Source organism: Thauera phenolivorans (genome assembly GCF_001696715.1).
GTDB classification, from domain to species: domain Bacteria; phylum Pseudomonadota; class Gammaproteobacteria; order Burkholderiales; family Rhodocyclaceae; genus Thauera; species Thauera phenolivorans.
The window spans coordinates 109535-125460 of sequence record NZ_MBFM01000002.1; the positions used below are offsets into that span (position 1 = coordinate 109535).

The 15926-nt window shown below is 69.7% G+C and carries 16 protein-coding genes; 15 read left to right on the forward strand and 1 reads right to left on the reverse strand.

Translation table 11 applies throughout. The annotated features are described in order from the left end of the window. Window positions 1-44 precede the first annotated feature (44 nt). From uppS to BB334_RS04075, 15 genes are all read left to right on the forward strand, one after another. Window positions 45-827, forward strand: coding sequence for a polyprenyl diphosphate synthase (gene uppS, locus BB334_RS04005; protein WP_068804652.1), 783 nt, complete (start codon window positions 45-47; stop codon window positions 825-827). Then, on the forward strand, window positions 820-1647 hold the full coding sequence (locus BB334_RS04010; RefSeq protein WP_068804655.1) for a phosphatidate cytidylyltransferase: 828 nt from the start codon (window positions 820-822) through the stop codon (window positions 1645-1647). The genes uppS and BB334_RS04010 overlap by 8 nt, the downstream gene beginning before the upstream one ends. 11 nt (window positions 1648-1658) lie before the next feature. Next, window positions 1659-2861, forward strand: coding sequence for a 1-deoxy-D-xylulose-5-phosphate reductoisomerase (gene ispC / locus BB334_RS04015; RefSeq protein WP_068804658.1), 1203 nt, complete (start codon window positions 1659-1661; stop codon window positions 2859-2861). Next, window positions 2858-4222 (forward strand): RIP metalloprotease RseP, encoded by a 1365-nt coding sequence (rseP, locus tag BB334_RS04020; RefSeq protein ID WP_068804661.1) that lies wholly within the window; start codon window positions 2858-2860, stop codon window positions 4220-4222. Before ispC ends, rseP begins: the two co-directional genes overlap by 4 nt. A gap of 8 nt (window positions 4223-4230) precedes the next feature. Then, window positions 4231-6567 (forward strand): outer membrane protein assembly factor BamA, encoded by a 2337-nt coding sequence (bamA, locus tag BB334_RS04025; protein ID WP_068804664.1) that lies wholly within the window; start codon window positions 4231-4233, stop codon window positions 6565-6567. A gap of 36 nt (window positions 6568-6603) precedes the next feature. After that, a complete protein-coding gene (locus BB334_RS04030; protein ID WP_068804666.1) occupies window positions 6604-7104 on the forward strand; it encodes an OmpH family outer membrane protein in 501 nt (166 codons plus the stop codon). An 18-nt stretch (window positions 7105-7122) separates the two neighbouring features. Beyond that, window positions 7123-8151 (forward strand): UDP-3-O-(3-hydroxymyristoyl)glucosamine N-acyltransferase, encoded by a 1029-nt coding sequence (gene lpxD, locus BB334_RS04035; protein ID WP_068804669.1) that lies wholly within the window; start codon window positions 7123-7125, stop codon window positions 8149-8151. A gap of 8 nt (window positions 8152-8159) precedes the next feature. Continuing rightward, the gene (gene fabZ, locus BB334_RS04040; protein ID WP_068806085.1) at window positions 8160-8597 is read left to right on the forward strand and encodes a 3-hydroxyacyl-ACP dehydratase FabZ; all 438 of its coding nucleotides are present in this window, start codon (window positions 8160-8162) and stop codon (window positions 8595-8597) included. Then, window positions 8594-9364: an acyl-ACP--UDP-N-acetylglucosamine O-acyltransferase gene (gene lpxA, locus BB334_RS04045; protein WP_068804672.1), complete on the forward strand. Its 771-nt coding sequence runs from the start codon at window positions 8594-8596 to the stop codon at window positions 9362-9364. The genes fabZ and lpxA overlap by 4 nt, the downstream gene beginning before the upstream one ends. A gap of 4 nt (window positions 9365-9368) precedes the next feature. Further along, on the forward strand, window positions 9369-10520 hold the full coding sequence (gene lpxB, locus BB334_RS04050) for a lipid-A-disaccharide synthase (RefSeq protein WP_068804675.1): 1152 nt from the start codon (window positions 9369-9371) through the stop codon (window positions 10518-10520). Continuing rightward, a complete protein-coding gene (rnhB, locus tag BB334_RS04055; protein ID WP_068804677.1) occupies window positions 10517-11134 on the forward strand; it encodes a ribonuclease HII in 618 nt (205 codons plus the stop codon). The genes lpxB and rnhB overlap by 4 nt, the downstream gene beginning before the upstream one ends. Window positions 11135-11147: 13 nt before the next feature. Then, a complete protein-coding gene (locus BB334_RS04060) occupies window positions 11148-11963 on the forward strand; it encodes a TrmH family RNA methyltransferase (RefSeq protein WP_068804679.1) in 816 nt (271 codons plus the stop codon). A 75-nt stretch (window positions 11964-12038) separates the two neighbouring features. Then, window positions 12039-12584, forward strand: coding sequence for a hypothetical protein (locus BB334_RS04065; RefSeq protein WP_068804682.1), 546 nt, complete (start codon window positions 12039-12041; stop codon window positions 12582-12584). Between the two features lie 90 nt (window positions 12585-12674). Further along, a complete protein-coding gene (gene yaaA, locus BB334_RS04070) occupies window positions 12675-13460 on the forward strand; it encodes a peroxide stress protein YaaA (RefSeq protein WP_068804684.1) in 786 nt (261 codons plus the stop codon). Between the two features lie 4 nt (window positions 13461-13464). Beyond that, window positions 13465-14589: a M14 family metallopeptidase gene (locus BB334_RS04075; protein ID WP_068804686.1), complete on the forward strand. Its 1125-nt coding sequence runs from the start codon at window positions 13465-13467 to the stop codon at window positions 14587-14589. Window positions 14590-14697: 108 nt separating this feature from the next. Here the strand turns inward: BB334_RS04075 and yiaY are convergent, their stop codons facing one another. Beyond that, the gene (gene yiaY, locus BB334_RS04080) at window positions 14698-15849 is read right to left on the reverse strand and encodes an L-threonine dehydrogenase (RefSeq protein ID WP_068804688.1); all 1152 of its coding nucleotides are present in this window, start codon (window positions 15847-15849) and stop codon (window positions 14698-14700) included. Window positions 15850-15926 lie beyond the last annotated feature (77 nt).

Genomic DNA, 15926 nt, shown 5'->3' on the forward strand with positions numbered 1-15926 from the left:
TCCGGATCGTCTGTTCCCATTGCGGACGCACGAGGTGACGGAAAATGCCTGAAACCGTTTTCAGCAGTTCCACCCGGGGTATCCCCGAGGCGTCCGCCGTGCCCCGCCACATCGCCATCATCATGGATGGCAACGGACGCTGGGCGCGCAAGCGCTTCATGCCGCGGGTCGCCGGCCACAGCCGCGGTGTCGAGGCGCTGCGCACCGTGGTGCGCGGCTGCATGGAGCGCGGCGTCGAATACCTCACCGTGTTCGCCTTCAGTTCCGAGAACTGGCGCCGGCCGCAGGACGAGGTGTCCTTCCTGATGCAGCTCTTCCTGAAGGCGCTGCAGAAGGAGGTCGGCCGGCTCCACGACAACGCGATCCGCTTCCGCGTCGTCGGCGACCTGTCGGCCTTCGACGAGCGCATCGTCTCGATGGTGCGCGAGGGCGAGGCGCTGACCGCCGGGCACAACCGGTTCAACCTCACGATCGCCGCCAACTACGGCGGCCGCTGGGACATCCTCAACGCGATGAACCGGGTTCTCGCGAACGAGCCCGGGCGCACCGCGCCGGTGACCGAGGAGGAACTCGCCGCGAACCTGTCGATGAGCTTCGCGCCCGAGCCCGACCTCTTCATTCGCACCGGCGGCGAGAAGCGGATCAGCAATTTCATGTTGTGGCAGCTCGCCTACACGGAGCTGTACTTCACCGACACCCTGTGGCCGGACTTCAACCTGGCCGCGCTCGATCACGCGATCGGCTCCTACAAGGGGCGCGAGCGCCGTTTCGGTCGCACCAGCGAGCAATTGCAGCAGGGCGCCGACGGCGCGCAGCGCAATGCTTAAGACCCGGGTCATCACCGCGATCGTCCTGCTCGTCGGGCTGCTGTCGGCGCTGTTCCTGTTGCCTGCGGGCGGTTGGCTGCTACTGTGCGCCGCGGTCGCGGCCGGCGCGGGCTGGGAGTGGGGCGCGCTCGCCGGGTTCGGCCGCGGCCTTCGCACCGGCTTCGCGCTCGCCCTCGGCGCGGCCTGCCTGATCGTCGGCCAGGCGGTCGGTCTGGGCGACGGCGTGCTTGTGGCGAAGGCGCCCCTGTTCCTGCTCTACGGCCTCAGCGCCGCGTTCTGGCTGCTGGCGGTGCCCGCCTGGTTGTCGCGCAAGTGGCGTCTCGGCAATCCCGTGCTCGCACTCGTCGTCGGCCTCGTCGTCCTGCTGCCGCCGGCGCTCGCACTCGCCCATCTGCGCCTGCTCGGGCCGTGGACCCTGCTCGCGGTGATGGCCGTGGTGTGGGTGGCCGACATTTCCGCCTATTTCGCCGGGCGCGCCTTCGGTCGCCGCAAGCTCGCGCCGACGATCAGCCCGGGCAAGACCTGGGAGGGGGCGATCGGCGCCGGCATCGGCGTGCTCGTGTTCGGCTACGCGGTCGCGCTGCAGGGCGGTCTCGCGCTGCCGCTGCGCGCCGACTGGCCGGGTCTCGCGCCCTTGCTCGTCGCCTATGCCGCGGTGAGCATCATCGGCGACCTTTTCGAATCACTGCTCAAGCGCCAGGCGGGCATGAAGGATAGCGGCAGCATCCTGCCCGGCCACGGCGGCATCCTCGACCGCATCGACAGCCTGACCTCGACCTTGCCGCTCGCCGCCCTCGCCGCACTGGCGCTCGTCCCCTGATTTCCTTCCCCATGGCAGAACCCAGAATCCAGCGCATCACCGTGCTCGGCGCGACCGGCTCGATCGGCTGCAGCACGCTCGACGTGGTTGCTCGCCATCCGGCGCGCTTCGAGGTCTTCGCCCTGAGCGCACAACGCCAGGCCGACAAGCTGTACGAGCAGTGCCTCGCTCATCTGCCGCGTTACGCGGTGCTCGGCGACGCGGCCGAGGCCGAGCGCTTGCAGGCGCGGCTGCGCGTCGCCGGCTGCGGCACCGACGTGCTCGCCGGCGCCGAGGCACTGGAAACGGTGGCCGCCCATCCCGAGGTCGACGCGGTGATGGCGGCGATCGTGGGCGCCGCCGGCCTGCGGCCGACGCTGGCCGCGGCGCGTGCGGGCAAGAAGCTGCTGCTGGCGAACAAGGAGGCGCTGGTGCTGTCGGGCCAGCTGCTGCTCGACGCGGTCGCCGACAGCGGTGCCCGCCTGCTGCCGATCGACAGTGAGCACAACGCGGTGTTCCAGTCCCTGCCGGCGGCCTACGACCGCCGTCCGGGCGCGAGTGGAGTGCGCCGCGTGCTGCTCACCGCCTCGGGCGGGCCGTTTCGCGCCACGCCGGTGGCGGCGCTCGAGGCGGTCACGCCGGAGCAGGCCTGCGCGCATCCGAACTGGGTCATGGGCCGCAAGATCTCGGTCGACTCGGCGACGATGATGAACAAGGGCCTCGAGGTGATCGAGGCGCACTGGCTGTTCGGTGCCTCGGCGGACCAGATCGAGGTCGTCGTCCATCCGCAGAGCGTGATCCATTCGATGGTCGACTATGTGGATGGTTCGGTGCTCGCCCAGCTCGGCAACCCCGACATGCGCACGCCGATCGCGCACGCACTCGCCTGGCCGGAACGGATCGACGCCGGGGTGCGCCCGCTCGACCTGTTCGAGATCGGTCGCCTCGAATTCGAACGCCCCGACTTCCGCCGTTTTCCCTGCCTCGCGCTCGCCTACCAGGCCCTGCGCGCCGGCGGCGGCGCGGCCGCGGTGCTCAACGCCGCCAACGAGGAGGCGGTGGCCGCCTTCCTCGCGGGGCGGATCGGTTTCATGCGGATCGCCGAGGTGATCGCCGCCAGCCTGGAACGGGCGGGCGCGCTCGCGGTCGACACGCTCGACGCGGTGCTGGCCGCCGATGCGCGCGGGCGCGACCTCGCCCGAGAAGAAATCCGCAAGAGACAGACCGCCCGATGAACCTGCTGAGCTACCTCGTCCCCTTCGTCCTCGCCCTCGGACTGCTGATTCTGGTGCACGAGCTCGGGCACTACCTCGTCGCGCGCTGGTGCGGCGTGAAGGTGCTGCGCTTCTCGATCGGGTTCGGCAAGCCGCTGCTGGTGCGTCGCGCCGGCGCCGACCAGACCGAATGGGCGCTGGCGGCCTTTCCGCTCGGCGGCTACGTCAGGATGCTCGACGAACGCGAGGCGCCGGTGGCCCCCGCCGAAGTCCATCGCGCCTTCAACCAGCAGAGCGTCTATCGTCGCTTCGCGATCGTCGCCGCCGGGCCGATCGCCAACTTCCTGCTCGCGATCGCGCTCTACTGGGGCCTGTTCGCCGCCGGCACCGAGGAGCTGCAGCCGCGCGTCGCGCTCGTCCAGCCGCCCTCGATCGCCGCCGCTGCGGGCCTGCGCGACGGCGACCTGGTGACCGCCATCGACGGCGACCCGGTGCGCAGCTGGCAGGAGCTGCGCTGGGAGCTGCTGCGCCGTGCGCTCGACGGCGCCCGGCCGGTGCTCGACGTGCGCACCCTGGAGGAGGTGCGGACGACGCGCACGCTCGACCTCAGCGGCATCGCCATCGACGACGGCAACGAGGACCTGATCGCGCGCATCGGTCTGCGGCCGTGGCGGCCCGAGATCCCGCCGGTGCTGGCACGCCTGCTCGCCGACGGGCCGGCCGCGCGCGCCGGGCTGCGCGAGGGCGACCGCGTGGTCGCGATCGACGGCGAGCCGGTCGCGCAATGGTTGGCGCTGGTCGAGCGGGTGCGCGAGGCGCCCGGGCGGGAGCTGCGCTTCGAGGTGATGCGCGAAGGCGCGCGGATGGAATTCGCCGTGCTGCCCGAGGCGGCGCAGGAGAAGGGCGAGACGATCGGCCGCATCGGGGTCGGCGTCGCCGAGCCGGCGCCGGGCGGCGTGCCGATGTTCGCGCGCGTCAGCTACGGTCCGCTCGAGGCCGGGGTGAAGGCCGTGGTGCAGACCTGGGACACGAGCGTGCTCAGCCTGCGCATGATTGGCCGCATGATCACCGGTGAAGTGTCGTGGAAGAACGTCTCCGGCCCGGTGACGATCGCCGACTACGCAGGGCAGACGGCGAAGCTCGGCCTCGACCATTATCTGAAGTTCGTCGCTCTCATCAGCATCAGCCTGGGGGTGCTGAACCTGCTCCCCATCCCGGTGCTGGATGGCGGGCATTTAATGTACTATACGGCCGAAATCATAAAGGGCGGACCGCTCCCCGAGCGGGTCATGGAGCTCGGCCAGCGCATCGGTCTGGCCCTCCTCATCATCCTGATGACCTTCGCCTTCTACAACGACATCAATCGCCTCATCTCCGGCTGAATACCTGAATGAATCGCAAGCTTCTGCCCGGGCTGCTCCTTGCCCTCTTCGCCGCTGCCCCGGCATTCGCGTTCGAGCCCTTCACCGTCAAGGATATCCGTGTCGAGGGGATCCAGCGCACCGAAGCGGGCACGGTGTTCAACTACCTGCCGGTGCGGGTGGGCGAGCGCTTTGACGAGGGGCAGGCCGCGGATGCGATCCGGGCGCTGTTCGCGACCGGCTTCTTCAGCGACGTGGCGATCGAGGTCGAGGACGAGGTGATCGTCGTCGTCGTGGACGAGCGGCCGGCGATCGCCCAGATCGACTTCGACGGCGTCAAGGAGTTCGACAAGGATGCGCTGAAGGCGGGCCTGCGCGAAGTGGGCCTGGCCGAATCGCGCATCTTCGACCGCGCACTGCTCGAGCGCGCCGAGCAGGAGCTCAAGCGCCAGTACCTGTCGCGCGGCAAGTACGCCGCCACCGTGACCACCACGGTGACGCCGCTCGAGCGCAACCGCGTCGGCATCAACTTCGCGGTGGAAGAGGGCGGTGTCGCCAAGATCCGCCAGATCAACATCGTCGGCGCGAAGGCCTTCGAGGAAGACGAGCTGATCGAACTGATGCAGCTGCGCACGCCCGGCTGGCTCACCTGGTACACCAAGAACGACCAGTACTCGCGCCAGAAGCTGTCGGCCGACCTCGAGAGCCTGCGCTCCTTCTACCTCGACCGCGGCTATCTCGACTTCAATATCGACTCCACCCAGGTGTCGATCACCCCCGACAAGCGCGACATCTACATCACGGTGAACATCACCGAGGGCGAGCAGTACACCGTGACCGGGGTGCGCTTCACCGGCGACCTGGTGCTGCCCGAGTCGGAGTACCAGGCGCTGACCCAGATCCGCCCGGGCGAGACCTTCTCGCGCATCAGGCTCACCGAAACCACCAAGGCGATCACCGACCGGCTCGGCAACGAGGGCTACGCCTTCGCCAACGTCAACGCCGCGCCCGAAGTCGACAAGGAGAAGCGCGAGGTCGCGTTCACCATCTTCGTCGACCCCGGCCGCCGGGTGTACGTGCGCCGGATCAATATCGGCGGCAACACCAAGACCCGTGACGAGGTGGTTCGACGCGAGATGCGCCAGATGGAAGGCGGCTGGTACGATTCGGCGGCGATCAACCGCTCGCGCGACCGCATCGACCGCCTCGGCCACTTCGAGGACGTCACCGTCGAGACTCCGCCGGTGGGCGGCACCACCGACCAGGTCGACGTGAACTTCGCGGTGAAGGAACGCCCGACCGGCAACCTGATGCTCGGCGCCGGCTTCTCCAGCTCGGAGAACATCGTGCTGTCGGCGGCGATTTCGCAGCAGAACCTGTTCGGCAGCGGCAACGCCCTGACCCTGCAGCTCAATACCAGTGAGGCGAGCCGCACCGCGGCGCTGTCCTTTACCAACCCCTACTATACGGTCGACGGCTTGAGTCTCGGCTGGGACCTGTATCACCGCACCTACGATCCGTCCGAGAGCTACTCGGTGTCGCCCTACAAGACGGTATCGACCGGCGCCGGCCTGCGCCTCGGCTACCCGATCGCCGAGGACGACAGCATCAACTTCGGTCTGTCGGTGGATCGCACCGAGGTCACGACCTACAGCGACAGCGACCGCAAGTACAAGGACTTCTGCGTCGACTTCGGCTGCAGCGGCGGCAGCAGCGACCCCAACGATCCGAACTACGGCATCGGCGAGGTCACGGTCGACAGCGTGATGCTGACCGCCGGCTGGTCGCGCGACAGCCGCGACAGCTTCCTCTACCCGCGCAAGGGCGTCTATCAGCGGGTGTTCGGCGAGCTGGCGGTGGCGCCAGGCGACCTGCGCTACGGCAAACTGAGCTACCAGTACCAGCACTGGTTCCCGATCGGCCGTGACTACGCGCTGATGCTAAACGGCGAGGCCGGCTATGCGAAGGGTTACGGCGACAAGCCGGTGCCCTTCTACAAGAACTTCTACGTCGGCGGCATCGGTTCGGTGCGTGGCTACGAGCAGAGTTCGCTCGGCAATCAGCGCGACGACGACGGCGACGCGCTCGGCGGCACGCGCAAGATCGTCGGCAACGCCGAGTTCTTCTTCCCGCTGCCGGGCGCCGGGATGGACCGCAGCTTCCGCGTGTCGGCCTTCCTCGACGCCGGCTACGTGTGGGACGAGGACGAGGACGTCCGCGCCGACGACCTGCGCTACAGTACGGGCCTGGCCTTCTCCTGGGGTTCGCCGATCGGCCCGCTCAAGTTCAGCCTCGGCTACCCGCTGAACAAAAAGGACCAGGACCAGGACGAACGCTTCCAGTTCCAGCTCGGCAGTGTGTTCTGATCACGCCCGGGAGCGTGACCTTTGTTGGAGGTTCAAGTGAAATTCAGCACCCTCTCCGTGATCGCGGTCGCCCTCATGAGCGTGGCCCAGTTCGCCGCGGCGGAAAGCCGGATCGGCTTCGTCAATTCGGACCGCCTGATGCGCGAGGCCGCGCCGGCGCTGCGCGCCCAGGAGCGGCTGGAAAAGGAATTCGCCAAGCGTGACCAGGAACTGCAGCGCATGGCCAAGGATCTCAAGGGCCTGCAGGAAGAGCTCGAGCGCAACGGCGCGACCATGGCCGAGAGCGAGCGCCGCGGCAAGGAGCGGGCGCTGACCGACCTCAACCGCGACTTCCAGCGCAAGCAGCGCGAGTTCCGCGAGGACCTCAACCAGCGCCGCAACGAGGAGCTCGCCTCGGTACTGGACAAGGCCAACCGCACGGTCAAGCAGATCGCCGAGGCCGAGAAGTACGACATCATCTTCCAGGAGGCGGTGTACGCGAGCCCGTCGATCGATATCACCGACAAGGTCATCAAGGCCTTGTCGGACGTCAAGTAAGCCGGCGGGTCGCGCATCATGTGGCGGCTCGATGACATCGTCGCCCGCCTCGGCGGCGAACTGCACGGCGATCCGGCGACGCGCGTCGCGCGCGTCGCTCCGCTCGAAAGCGCCGGGGAGGGCGAGATCGCCTTCCTCGCCAATCCCAAGTACCAGTCCCTGCTCAAGGACTGTCGCGCCTCGGCGCTGATCCTGGCGCCGGCCGCGCGCGAGCATGCCGCCGACCGCGCCGCGATCATCGTCGACGAACCCTATCTGTACTTCGCCCGCGTCGCCAGCCTGTTCAACCCGCCGCCGGCGGTCGTTCCGGGCGTGCACCGTTCGGCCACCGTCGAATGCGAGGTGCCGGCCTCGGTGCAGATCGGCCCGGGGGCCACGGTCGAGGCCGGCGTCGTGCTCGGCGAGCACGTCGTCATCGGTCCCGGCAGCCATGTCGGCGCCGGCACCCGCATCGGCGAACGCACCCGGCTCGGGCCGCGGGTGACGATCTACCACGACTGCGTGATCGGCAGCGACTGCCTGTTCCACGCCGGCGTCGTCATCGGCGCCGACGGCTTCGGCTTCGCCCGCCACAAGGACGGCAGCTGGACGAAGATCCCGCAAGTCGGCCGGGTGGTGATCGGCGACGAGGTCGAGATCGGCGCCAACACCACGATCGACCGCGGCGCGCTCGGCGACACCGTGATCGGCGACGGCGTCAAGCTCGACAACCTGATCCAGATCGCGCACAACGTGCAGATCGGCGACCATACCGCGATGGCGGGCTGCGCCGGCGTGGCCGGCAGCGCGAAGATCGGCGCTCGCTGCCTGATCGGCGGCCAGGCCGGCATCAGCGGCCATCTCACGGTCGCCGACGACGTCGTGGTGTCGGCATGGACCCTGGTGCCGAAGTCGATCCCGAAGCCTGGCGTGTATACCAGCAACCTGCCCCTGCAGAAGCACGGCGACTGGGTCAGGAATTTCTCCCACCTGCGCCACCTCGACACCCTCGCGAGCCGGGTGCGCGCCCTCGAGCAGAAGCTCGCTGACAACGACAAGGCCGAATGAAGGTCATCATGGACATCAACGAAATCCTCCAGTATCTCCCGCATCGCTATCCCTTCCTGCTGGTCGACCGGGTGGTCGAGATGGAGGAGGGCAAGCGCGTGGTGGCGCTGAAGAACGTGACGATGAACGAACCTTTCTTCCCCGGTCACTTCCCGCATCATCCGGTCATGCCCGGCGTGCTGATCATCGAGGCGATGGCGCAGGCGGCCGCGCTGCTGTCGTTCAAGAGCAGCGGCGTGAAGCCCGACGAGAACTCGGTGGTGTACTTCGCCGGCATCGACAACGTGCGCTTCAAGCGGCCGGTGGTGCCGGGCGACCAGCTGATGATGGAGCTCGAGATCACCCAGGCCAAGCGCAACATCTACAAGTACAAGGGGGTCGCGCGCGTCGATGGCCAGATCGCGACCGAGGGCGAGCTGATGTGCGCGGTCAAGACGTTGTCATGATCCATCCGACCGCGATCATCCATCCGGGGGCGCGGCTCGCCGAGGGCGTCAGCGTCGGCGCGTATTCGCTCATCGGCGAGCACGTCGAGATCGGCGAGGGCACCCGCATCGGCCCCCACGTCGTCATCGAGGGCCACACCCGCATCGGCCGCGACAACGAGATCTTCCAGTTCTGCTCGATCGGCGCCCAGCCGCAGGACAAGAAGTACGACGCCGAGCCGACCCGGCTCGAGATCGGCGACCGCAACACGATCCGCGAGTTCTGCTCGTTCAACGTCGGTACCAGCCAGGACGCCCACGTCACCCGTGTCGGCAACGACAACTGGGTGATGGCCTATGTGCACGTGGCGCACGACTGCGTGGTCGGCGACAACGTCATCTTCGCCAACAACGCCACTCTGGCCGGCCATGTGCAGGTGGGCGACTGGGCGATCCTCGGCGGCTTCACCGGCGTGCACCAGTTCGTGCGCGTCGGCGCGCACAGCTTCTGCGGCGTGGGCACCGTGCTGCTCCAGGACCTGCCGCCCTTCGTCACCGTCTCGGGCAACCCTGCCAAGCCGCACGGCATCAACAGCGAGGGTCTGAAGCGGCGCGGTTATTCGGCGGAGGCGATCGCCTCGATCAAGCGCGCCTACCGGACGCTCTACCGTTCCGGCCTCACCCTTGCCGAGGCGCGCGCGCAGATCGATGAGATGGCCAGGCAACAGCCCGAACTCGCCCTCTTCGCCGGGTTCATCGCGGACAGCGGTCGCGGCCTCGTCCGCTGACGCGATGGCGGTCCGTATCGCGATGGTCGCCGGGGAGACCTCGGGCGACCTGCTCGCCAGCCACCTGATCCGCGCGCTGCGCCGCCACCTGCCCGACGCCGAGTTCTTCGGCATCGGCGGCCCGAAAATGCAGGCCGAGGGTTTCGACGCCCGCTGGCCGAGCGAGCTGCTCGCGGTGCACGGCTATGTCGACGCGCTCAAGCGCTACCGTGAGCTGTCGGGCATCCGCAGGCGCCTGCTGGGCGACATCCTCGACGCACGACCCGCGGCCTTCATCGGGGTGGACGCGCCCGACTTCAACCTCTGGCTGGAAGGCAAGGCGAAGCGCGCCGGCATCCCCGCGATCCACTTCGTCAGCCCCTCGATCTGGGCCTGGCGCGGCGGGCGGCTCAAGGGGATCGCGCGCTCGGTGAGCCACATGCTGTGCCTGTTCCCCTTCGAGCCCGAGATCTACGAGAAGGCCGGCGTGCCGGTGAGCTACGTCGGCCACCCGCTCGCCGACGTCTTCCCGCTCGAACCCGATCGCACCGCCGCCCGCGCGCTGCTCGAGCTGCCGGCCGAGGGCGAGGTGGTGGCGATGCTGCCCGGCAGCCGCCAGTCCGAGGTGCGCAACCTCGCCGACACCTTCATCGCCACCGCGGTGGCGATCAACGCGCGCCGGCCGCAGACGCGCTTCGTGGTGCCGCTCGCGACCGGCGAGACGCGCGCCCTGTTCGACGAGGCGCTGCGGCGCAACGGCGCGCGCGACTTGCCGCTGCGGGTGGTGTTCGGCCATTCGGTGGAGGCGATGACCGCGGCCGACGTGGTGCTGGTGGCGAGCGGCACCGCCAGCCTCGAGGCCGCGCTGCTCAAGCGGCCGATGGTGATCAGCTACCGTATCGGCAAGTGGCAGTACCGCCTGATGAAGCGGCTCGCCTACCTGCCCTGGGTCGGCCTGCCCAACATCCTGTGCGGCGAGACCGTGGTGCCCGAGCTGCTGCAGGACGAGGCGACGCCCGACCGCCTGTCGACCGCGCTCGAGAAGTGGCTGGACGACGCACCCGGCCGTGCCACGCTCGAGCGCCGCTTCACCGAGCTGCACCTCAGCCTGCGCCAGGACACCGCGGAGAAGGCGGCGGCGGCGATCCTGCCCTACCTGAAGGGCGCACCCGCATGACCGGCGACCCCGGCGACCTGTTCGCGCCGGCCCCGCTCGCCGGCGCGCTGCTGATCTGCGGCGTCGACGAGGCGGGTCGCGGGCCGCTGTGCGGACCGGTGGTCGCCGCCGCGGTGATCCTCGACCCGGCGCGGCCGATCGACGGCCTGGCCGACTCCAAGAAGCTCAGCGAGCGCGCGCGCGAGCGGCTCGCGCCGCTGATCCGCGAGCGCGCGCTGGCGTGGGCGGTGGCCGAGGCGAGCGTCGAGGAGATCGACCGTCTCAACATCCTGCACGCGACCATGCTGGCGATGCAGCGCGCGGTGGTGGCGCTCGACCTCGCGCCCGCCGAGGTGCGGATCGATGGCAATCGCTGCCCGGCGCTGCCCTATCCGGCGCGCGCGATCGTGCAGGGCGACGCCACCGAACCTTCGATCTCGGCCGCCTCCATCCTCGCCAAGACGGTGCGCGACGAGGCGATGCGCGTGCTCGACCGCGCCCACCCGCAGTACGGCCTGGCGGCACACAAGGGCTATCCCACCGCGGCCCATCTCGCCGCGCTCCGCGAGCATGGCGTCACCGACTTCCATCGCCGCAGCTTCGCGCCGGTGCGGCGCATGCTCGAAGGCCGGTGACGCGGCAGCCGCGATGAAGCCGATCAGCTCGCGCGACAACCCGCTGGTCAAGCGCCTGCGCGCGCTCGCCACTTCCGCGCGTGAGCGACGCAAGCACGGCGAGACCCTGCTCGACGGCGCCCATCTGCTCGCCGCCGCGCTCGACGCCGGCTGGCCGCTGAAGCAGCTGGTGGCCTCCGAGGGCGGGGCGGCGCGCGCGGAGATCGTTGCCCTGCTCGCGCGCGCGCCCGTTGCGCTGCCGCGCGTCGTCCTGCCCGATGCGCTGTTCGCCCACGTCAGCCCGGTCGATGCGCCCTCGGGCGTGCTCGCCGTCATCGAGCTTCCCGCCGCGCCGCCGGCGCGCGCGCTGGAGGACAGCGTGGTGGTGCTCGACGGCGTGCAGGACCCGGGCAACCTCGGCACCATCCTGCGCACCGCGGCCGCCGCCGGCGTGCACGACGCGCTGCTCACCGAAGGCTGCGCCCAGGCCTGGTCGCCGCGCGTGCTGCGCGCCGGCATGGGGGCGCACTTCGTGCTGCGCATTCACGAGCACGCGGACGCGCTCGCCCGTCTGGCTGGCTTCCCCGGTCCGAAGATCGCCACCGCGCTCGGCACCGGCGCGCGCGTGCTCTACGACACCGATCTCGACCGCCCGGTGGCCTGGCTGTTCGGCGCCGAGGGACAGGGGCTGTCACCGGCGCTGCTGGCCGCCGCCGAGCTCCGCGTGCTGATCCCGATGGCGCCCGGCATCGAGTCGCTCAACGTCGGCGCCGCGGCAGCGGTCTGCCTGTTCGAGCAGGCCCGCCAGCGCGCAGCGTGGCAAACGTCACGCCCACCCCATGACGACTGATTGACAGCGGATTCCCCCTCCCGGGATGCTGGCGGACGGCCATGAAGAGCCGCCAGACAAGGAGGAGAGGAACCGATGTCGATCTACATGAAGACCCCGCGGGGGCAGGAAGAACTCGACCACCGCACCCATGCGCTCGGCCTGCGCGCGCGCCGCCTGCTGATCCTGATCGATGGCGAGCGCCCGACCGAGGAGCTCGCCCGCCTCAGCGGCGACGCCGAACTCGAAGCCCGGCTGAGCATGCTCGTCGAGCGGGGCTTCATCGCGCGTGCCGGAGGGGAGAAGGCGGCGGGCGCCGGCGCTGTGGCGGCGCGTTCGTCCCTGCAGGCGCCCGCCGCGCCACTCGCGCCCGCACGCTCGTCCGCTGCGGCCCAGCCCCCGGTGACGCAGGCGCCTCCCGGCGGCGGCAACGTCGAGCTCGCGCGCGATTTCATGATGAATACCCTGCGCACCTTCAACGGCCCCTACGGCAAGCTCGACCTCGTCAAGCGCATCCACGCCAGCAGCGCGCGCGAGGATCTGCACGCGATGTACGACGAGTGGCTGCGCGCGATCAGCGAGAGCCGCATCGGCCGCAAGCGCGCCGACGAGCTCTCCGCGCGCCTGCTCGAGGTGCTCTGAGCGGCAGTGCGGCGGGGTGGCGGGCGAGGGCGACCGCCGCGGCGCGGGGTTTGCTACCATCGGCGGGTTTTCGTCCTGGTGCCACCCTTCATGATCATCGTCATTTCGCCGGCGAAGGCGCTCGACTACGAGACGCCGCCGACCACCGCGCTGCACACCCAGCCCGATTTCCTCGACCACGCCGGCGAGTTGATCGCGGTCTTGCGCGAGAAGAGTCCTGCCGAGATCGCCGAGCTGATGTCGCTGTCCGATGCGCTCGCCACCCTGAACGCGACGCGCTACGAGAGCTGGTCGCGCCACTTCAGCCCGGCGAACGCGAAACAGGCGCTGCTCGCCTTCGACGGCGACGTCTACGAGGGGCTGGGCGCCCCCAGCCTGAGCGAGGACGAGCTCGCCTGGGCGCAGGACCACCTGCGCATCCTGTCGGGCCTCTACGGCGTGCTGCGCCCGCTCGACCTGATGCAGCCCTACCGCCTGGAGATGGGCACCCGGCTCGCCAACCCGCGCGGGAAGAACCTCTACGCGTTCTGGGGCGAGCGCATCACCGAGGCGCTCAACGCGCTGCTCGCGCGCGAGGACGCGGCGGGGCGCGAACCGGTGCTGCTCAACCTCGCCTCGGACGAGTACTTCAAGTCGGTGAAGCCGAAGAAGCTCGCCGGCCGCCTGGTCAGCGCGGCCTTCGAGGACTGGCGCGGCGGCCGCTACAAGATCATCAGCTTCTACGCCAAGCGCGCACGCGGCCTGATGAGCCGCTTCGTCATCCGCAACCGGATCGACGCGGTGGAGGGGCTCAAGGCCTTCGACGGCGAGGGCTACGCCTTCGCGCCCGAGGCATCGGAGGCCGACCGCCTCGTGTTCCGCCGTCGCGAGGGCTGACGCGGTGAGGATCAGCGCGACTTTCGACTCCGGCGCGATCGAGGTGGTGAGCCTCGCCGACCCCCAGGACATCCGCCTGCGCCTGCGTGCGGACAACGCCGCCGAGTTCCGCCAATGGTTCCATTTCCGCGTGCTCGGCGCGGGCGGCAAGCCGCTGCGCATGGTGTTCGAGAACGCCGCCGAGGCCGCCTATGCCGACGGCTGGCCGGGCTACCGCTGCGTCGCTTCCTACGACCGCCAGAACTGGTTCCGCGTCTCGGGCACCCGCTACGAGGACGGCCGCCTGATCGTCGAGCACACGCCCGAGCGCGATTCGATCTTCTACGCCTACTTCGAGCCCTATTCGCACGAGCGCCATCTCGACCTGCTGTGCCGCGCGGAGATGTCCCCCTTCGCCAGGGTGCTCAACCTCGGCGCCACCGTCGAGGGGCGCGATCTCGACCTCGTGGTGGTGGGCCGCCCAACGCCCGAGCGCGCGCCGGTATGGATCATCGCCCGCCAGCACCCGGGCGAGACGATGGCGGAGTGGTTCGTCGAGGGCCTGCTCGAGCGCCTGCTCGACGGCGCCGACCCGATCGCGCGCAGGGTGCGCGAGCACGCGGTGCTCTACATCGTGCCGAACATGAATCCGGACGGCGCGGTGCGCGGCAACCTGCGCACCAATGCCGCCGGCCGCAACCTGAACCGTGAATGGCGCGCGCCCGACCCGGCGGCGAGCCCCGAGGTGTTCCTCGTGCGCGAGGAGATGGAACGCACCGGCTGCGGGCTCTTCCTCGACATCCACGGCGACGAGGCGCTGCCCTACGTGTTCTTCTCCACCGCGGAGGAGGTGCCCGGCTTCAGCCCCGAGGCCGCCGCCCGCCAGGCGGTGTTCATCGACGCCTTCGCCGCCGCCAGCCCGGACTTCCAGCGCGAGCACGGCTACCAGCCGGGCCGCTTCGGCGAGGAGCTGCTCGGCCTGGCGAGCAAATGGGTGGCGCACCGCTTCGGCTGCGTGTCGCTGACCCTGGAGATGCCGTTCACGGACAACGCCAACCTCCCCGACGGCCACAACGGCTGGAACGGCGCGCGCAGCAAGCGCATGGGCGGAGCGATGCTGAACGCGATCTGGCGCCATCTGGCGGTCTGAGCGACGCGGCGCACGCCTCTTCGGGCGCGCTCGAAAAAAAACCGGGATGGCACCCGAGGGGCCATCCCGGTTGCGGAGGGGGGGCATGCGCCTCCCGTCGCGCCTCGCCTACATCGCGGCGGCGAAGATCGCCTCGACCTCGGCCTGCTCCGCCGGCCTCGGGTTGGTCACGCCGCAGGCGTCCTTCATCGCATTGGCCGCCAGCGCCGGGATGTCCTCGCGACGCGCGCCCAGGGCGCTCAGGTTGGGCGGGATGTCCACGTCCGCGCTGAGCCGCCGGATGGCGGCGATCGCGGCCTGCGCCGCCGTCGCTGGGTCCATGCCGCGGGTATCGACGCGGAGCGCACGGGCGACGTCCGCCAGGCGCGGGGCCGCCACGTCGGCATTGAAGGCCTGCACATGGGGCAACAGCACCGCGTTGCAGACGCCGTGGGGGAGGTCGTAGTAGCCGCCGAGCTGGTGCGCCATTGCATGGACGTAGCCCAGGGAGGCATTGTTGAACGCCATCCCGGCGAGGAACTGCGCGTACGCCATCTGCTCGCGCGCCTGCATGTCCGCGCCGTCGGCGACAGCCTGGCGCAGGTTGTCGGCGATCAGCTCGATCGCCTTGATCGCGCAGGCGTCGGTGATCGGCGTCGCCGCGGTCGACACGTAGGCCTCCACCGCATGCGTCAGCGCATCCATGCCGGTCGCCGCGGTCAGCCCCTTCGGCATCCCCGCCATCAGCGCGGCGTCATTCACCGAAAGGACCGGCGTGACGTGGCGATCCACGATCGCCATTTTCACGTGGCGTGCCTCGTCGGTGATGATGCAGAAGCGGGTCATCTCGCTCGCGGTCCCGGCCGTGGTGTTGATCGCGACCAGCGGCAGCTGCGGCTGGGCCGAGCGATCGACGCCTTCGTAGTCGGCGATGCGCCCGCCGTTGGTCGCGCACAGGGCGATGCCCTTGGCGCAGTCGTGGGGCGAGCCGCCCCCGAGCGAGATGACGAAGTCGCAGTGGTCGGCCTGCAGCATGGCCAGGCCCTCCTCGACGTTGCCGATCGTCGGGTTCGGCTTCGTACCGTCGAAGACGCTGGCCTCGATGCCGGCCTCGTGCAGCAGGCCGACGACGTGGTCGACCACGCCGAGGCGGTTGAGCGGCTTGTCGGTGACGACCAGCGCGCGACGGAATCCCTTGCCGCGCACGACATTCACCGCGTCGGCGAGGCAACCGGCGCCGATCATGTTTTCGGACGGGATGAAGAAGGTATTGGTGCTCATCGAAGTTCTCCTGATTGTGTGTGGATGGCCGCCGTGCGTGCGGCGGCGCGTTTCTTGTCGGATTGCGAACCCGGGCG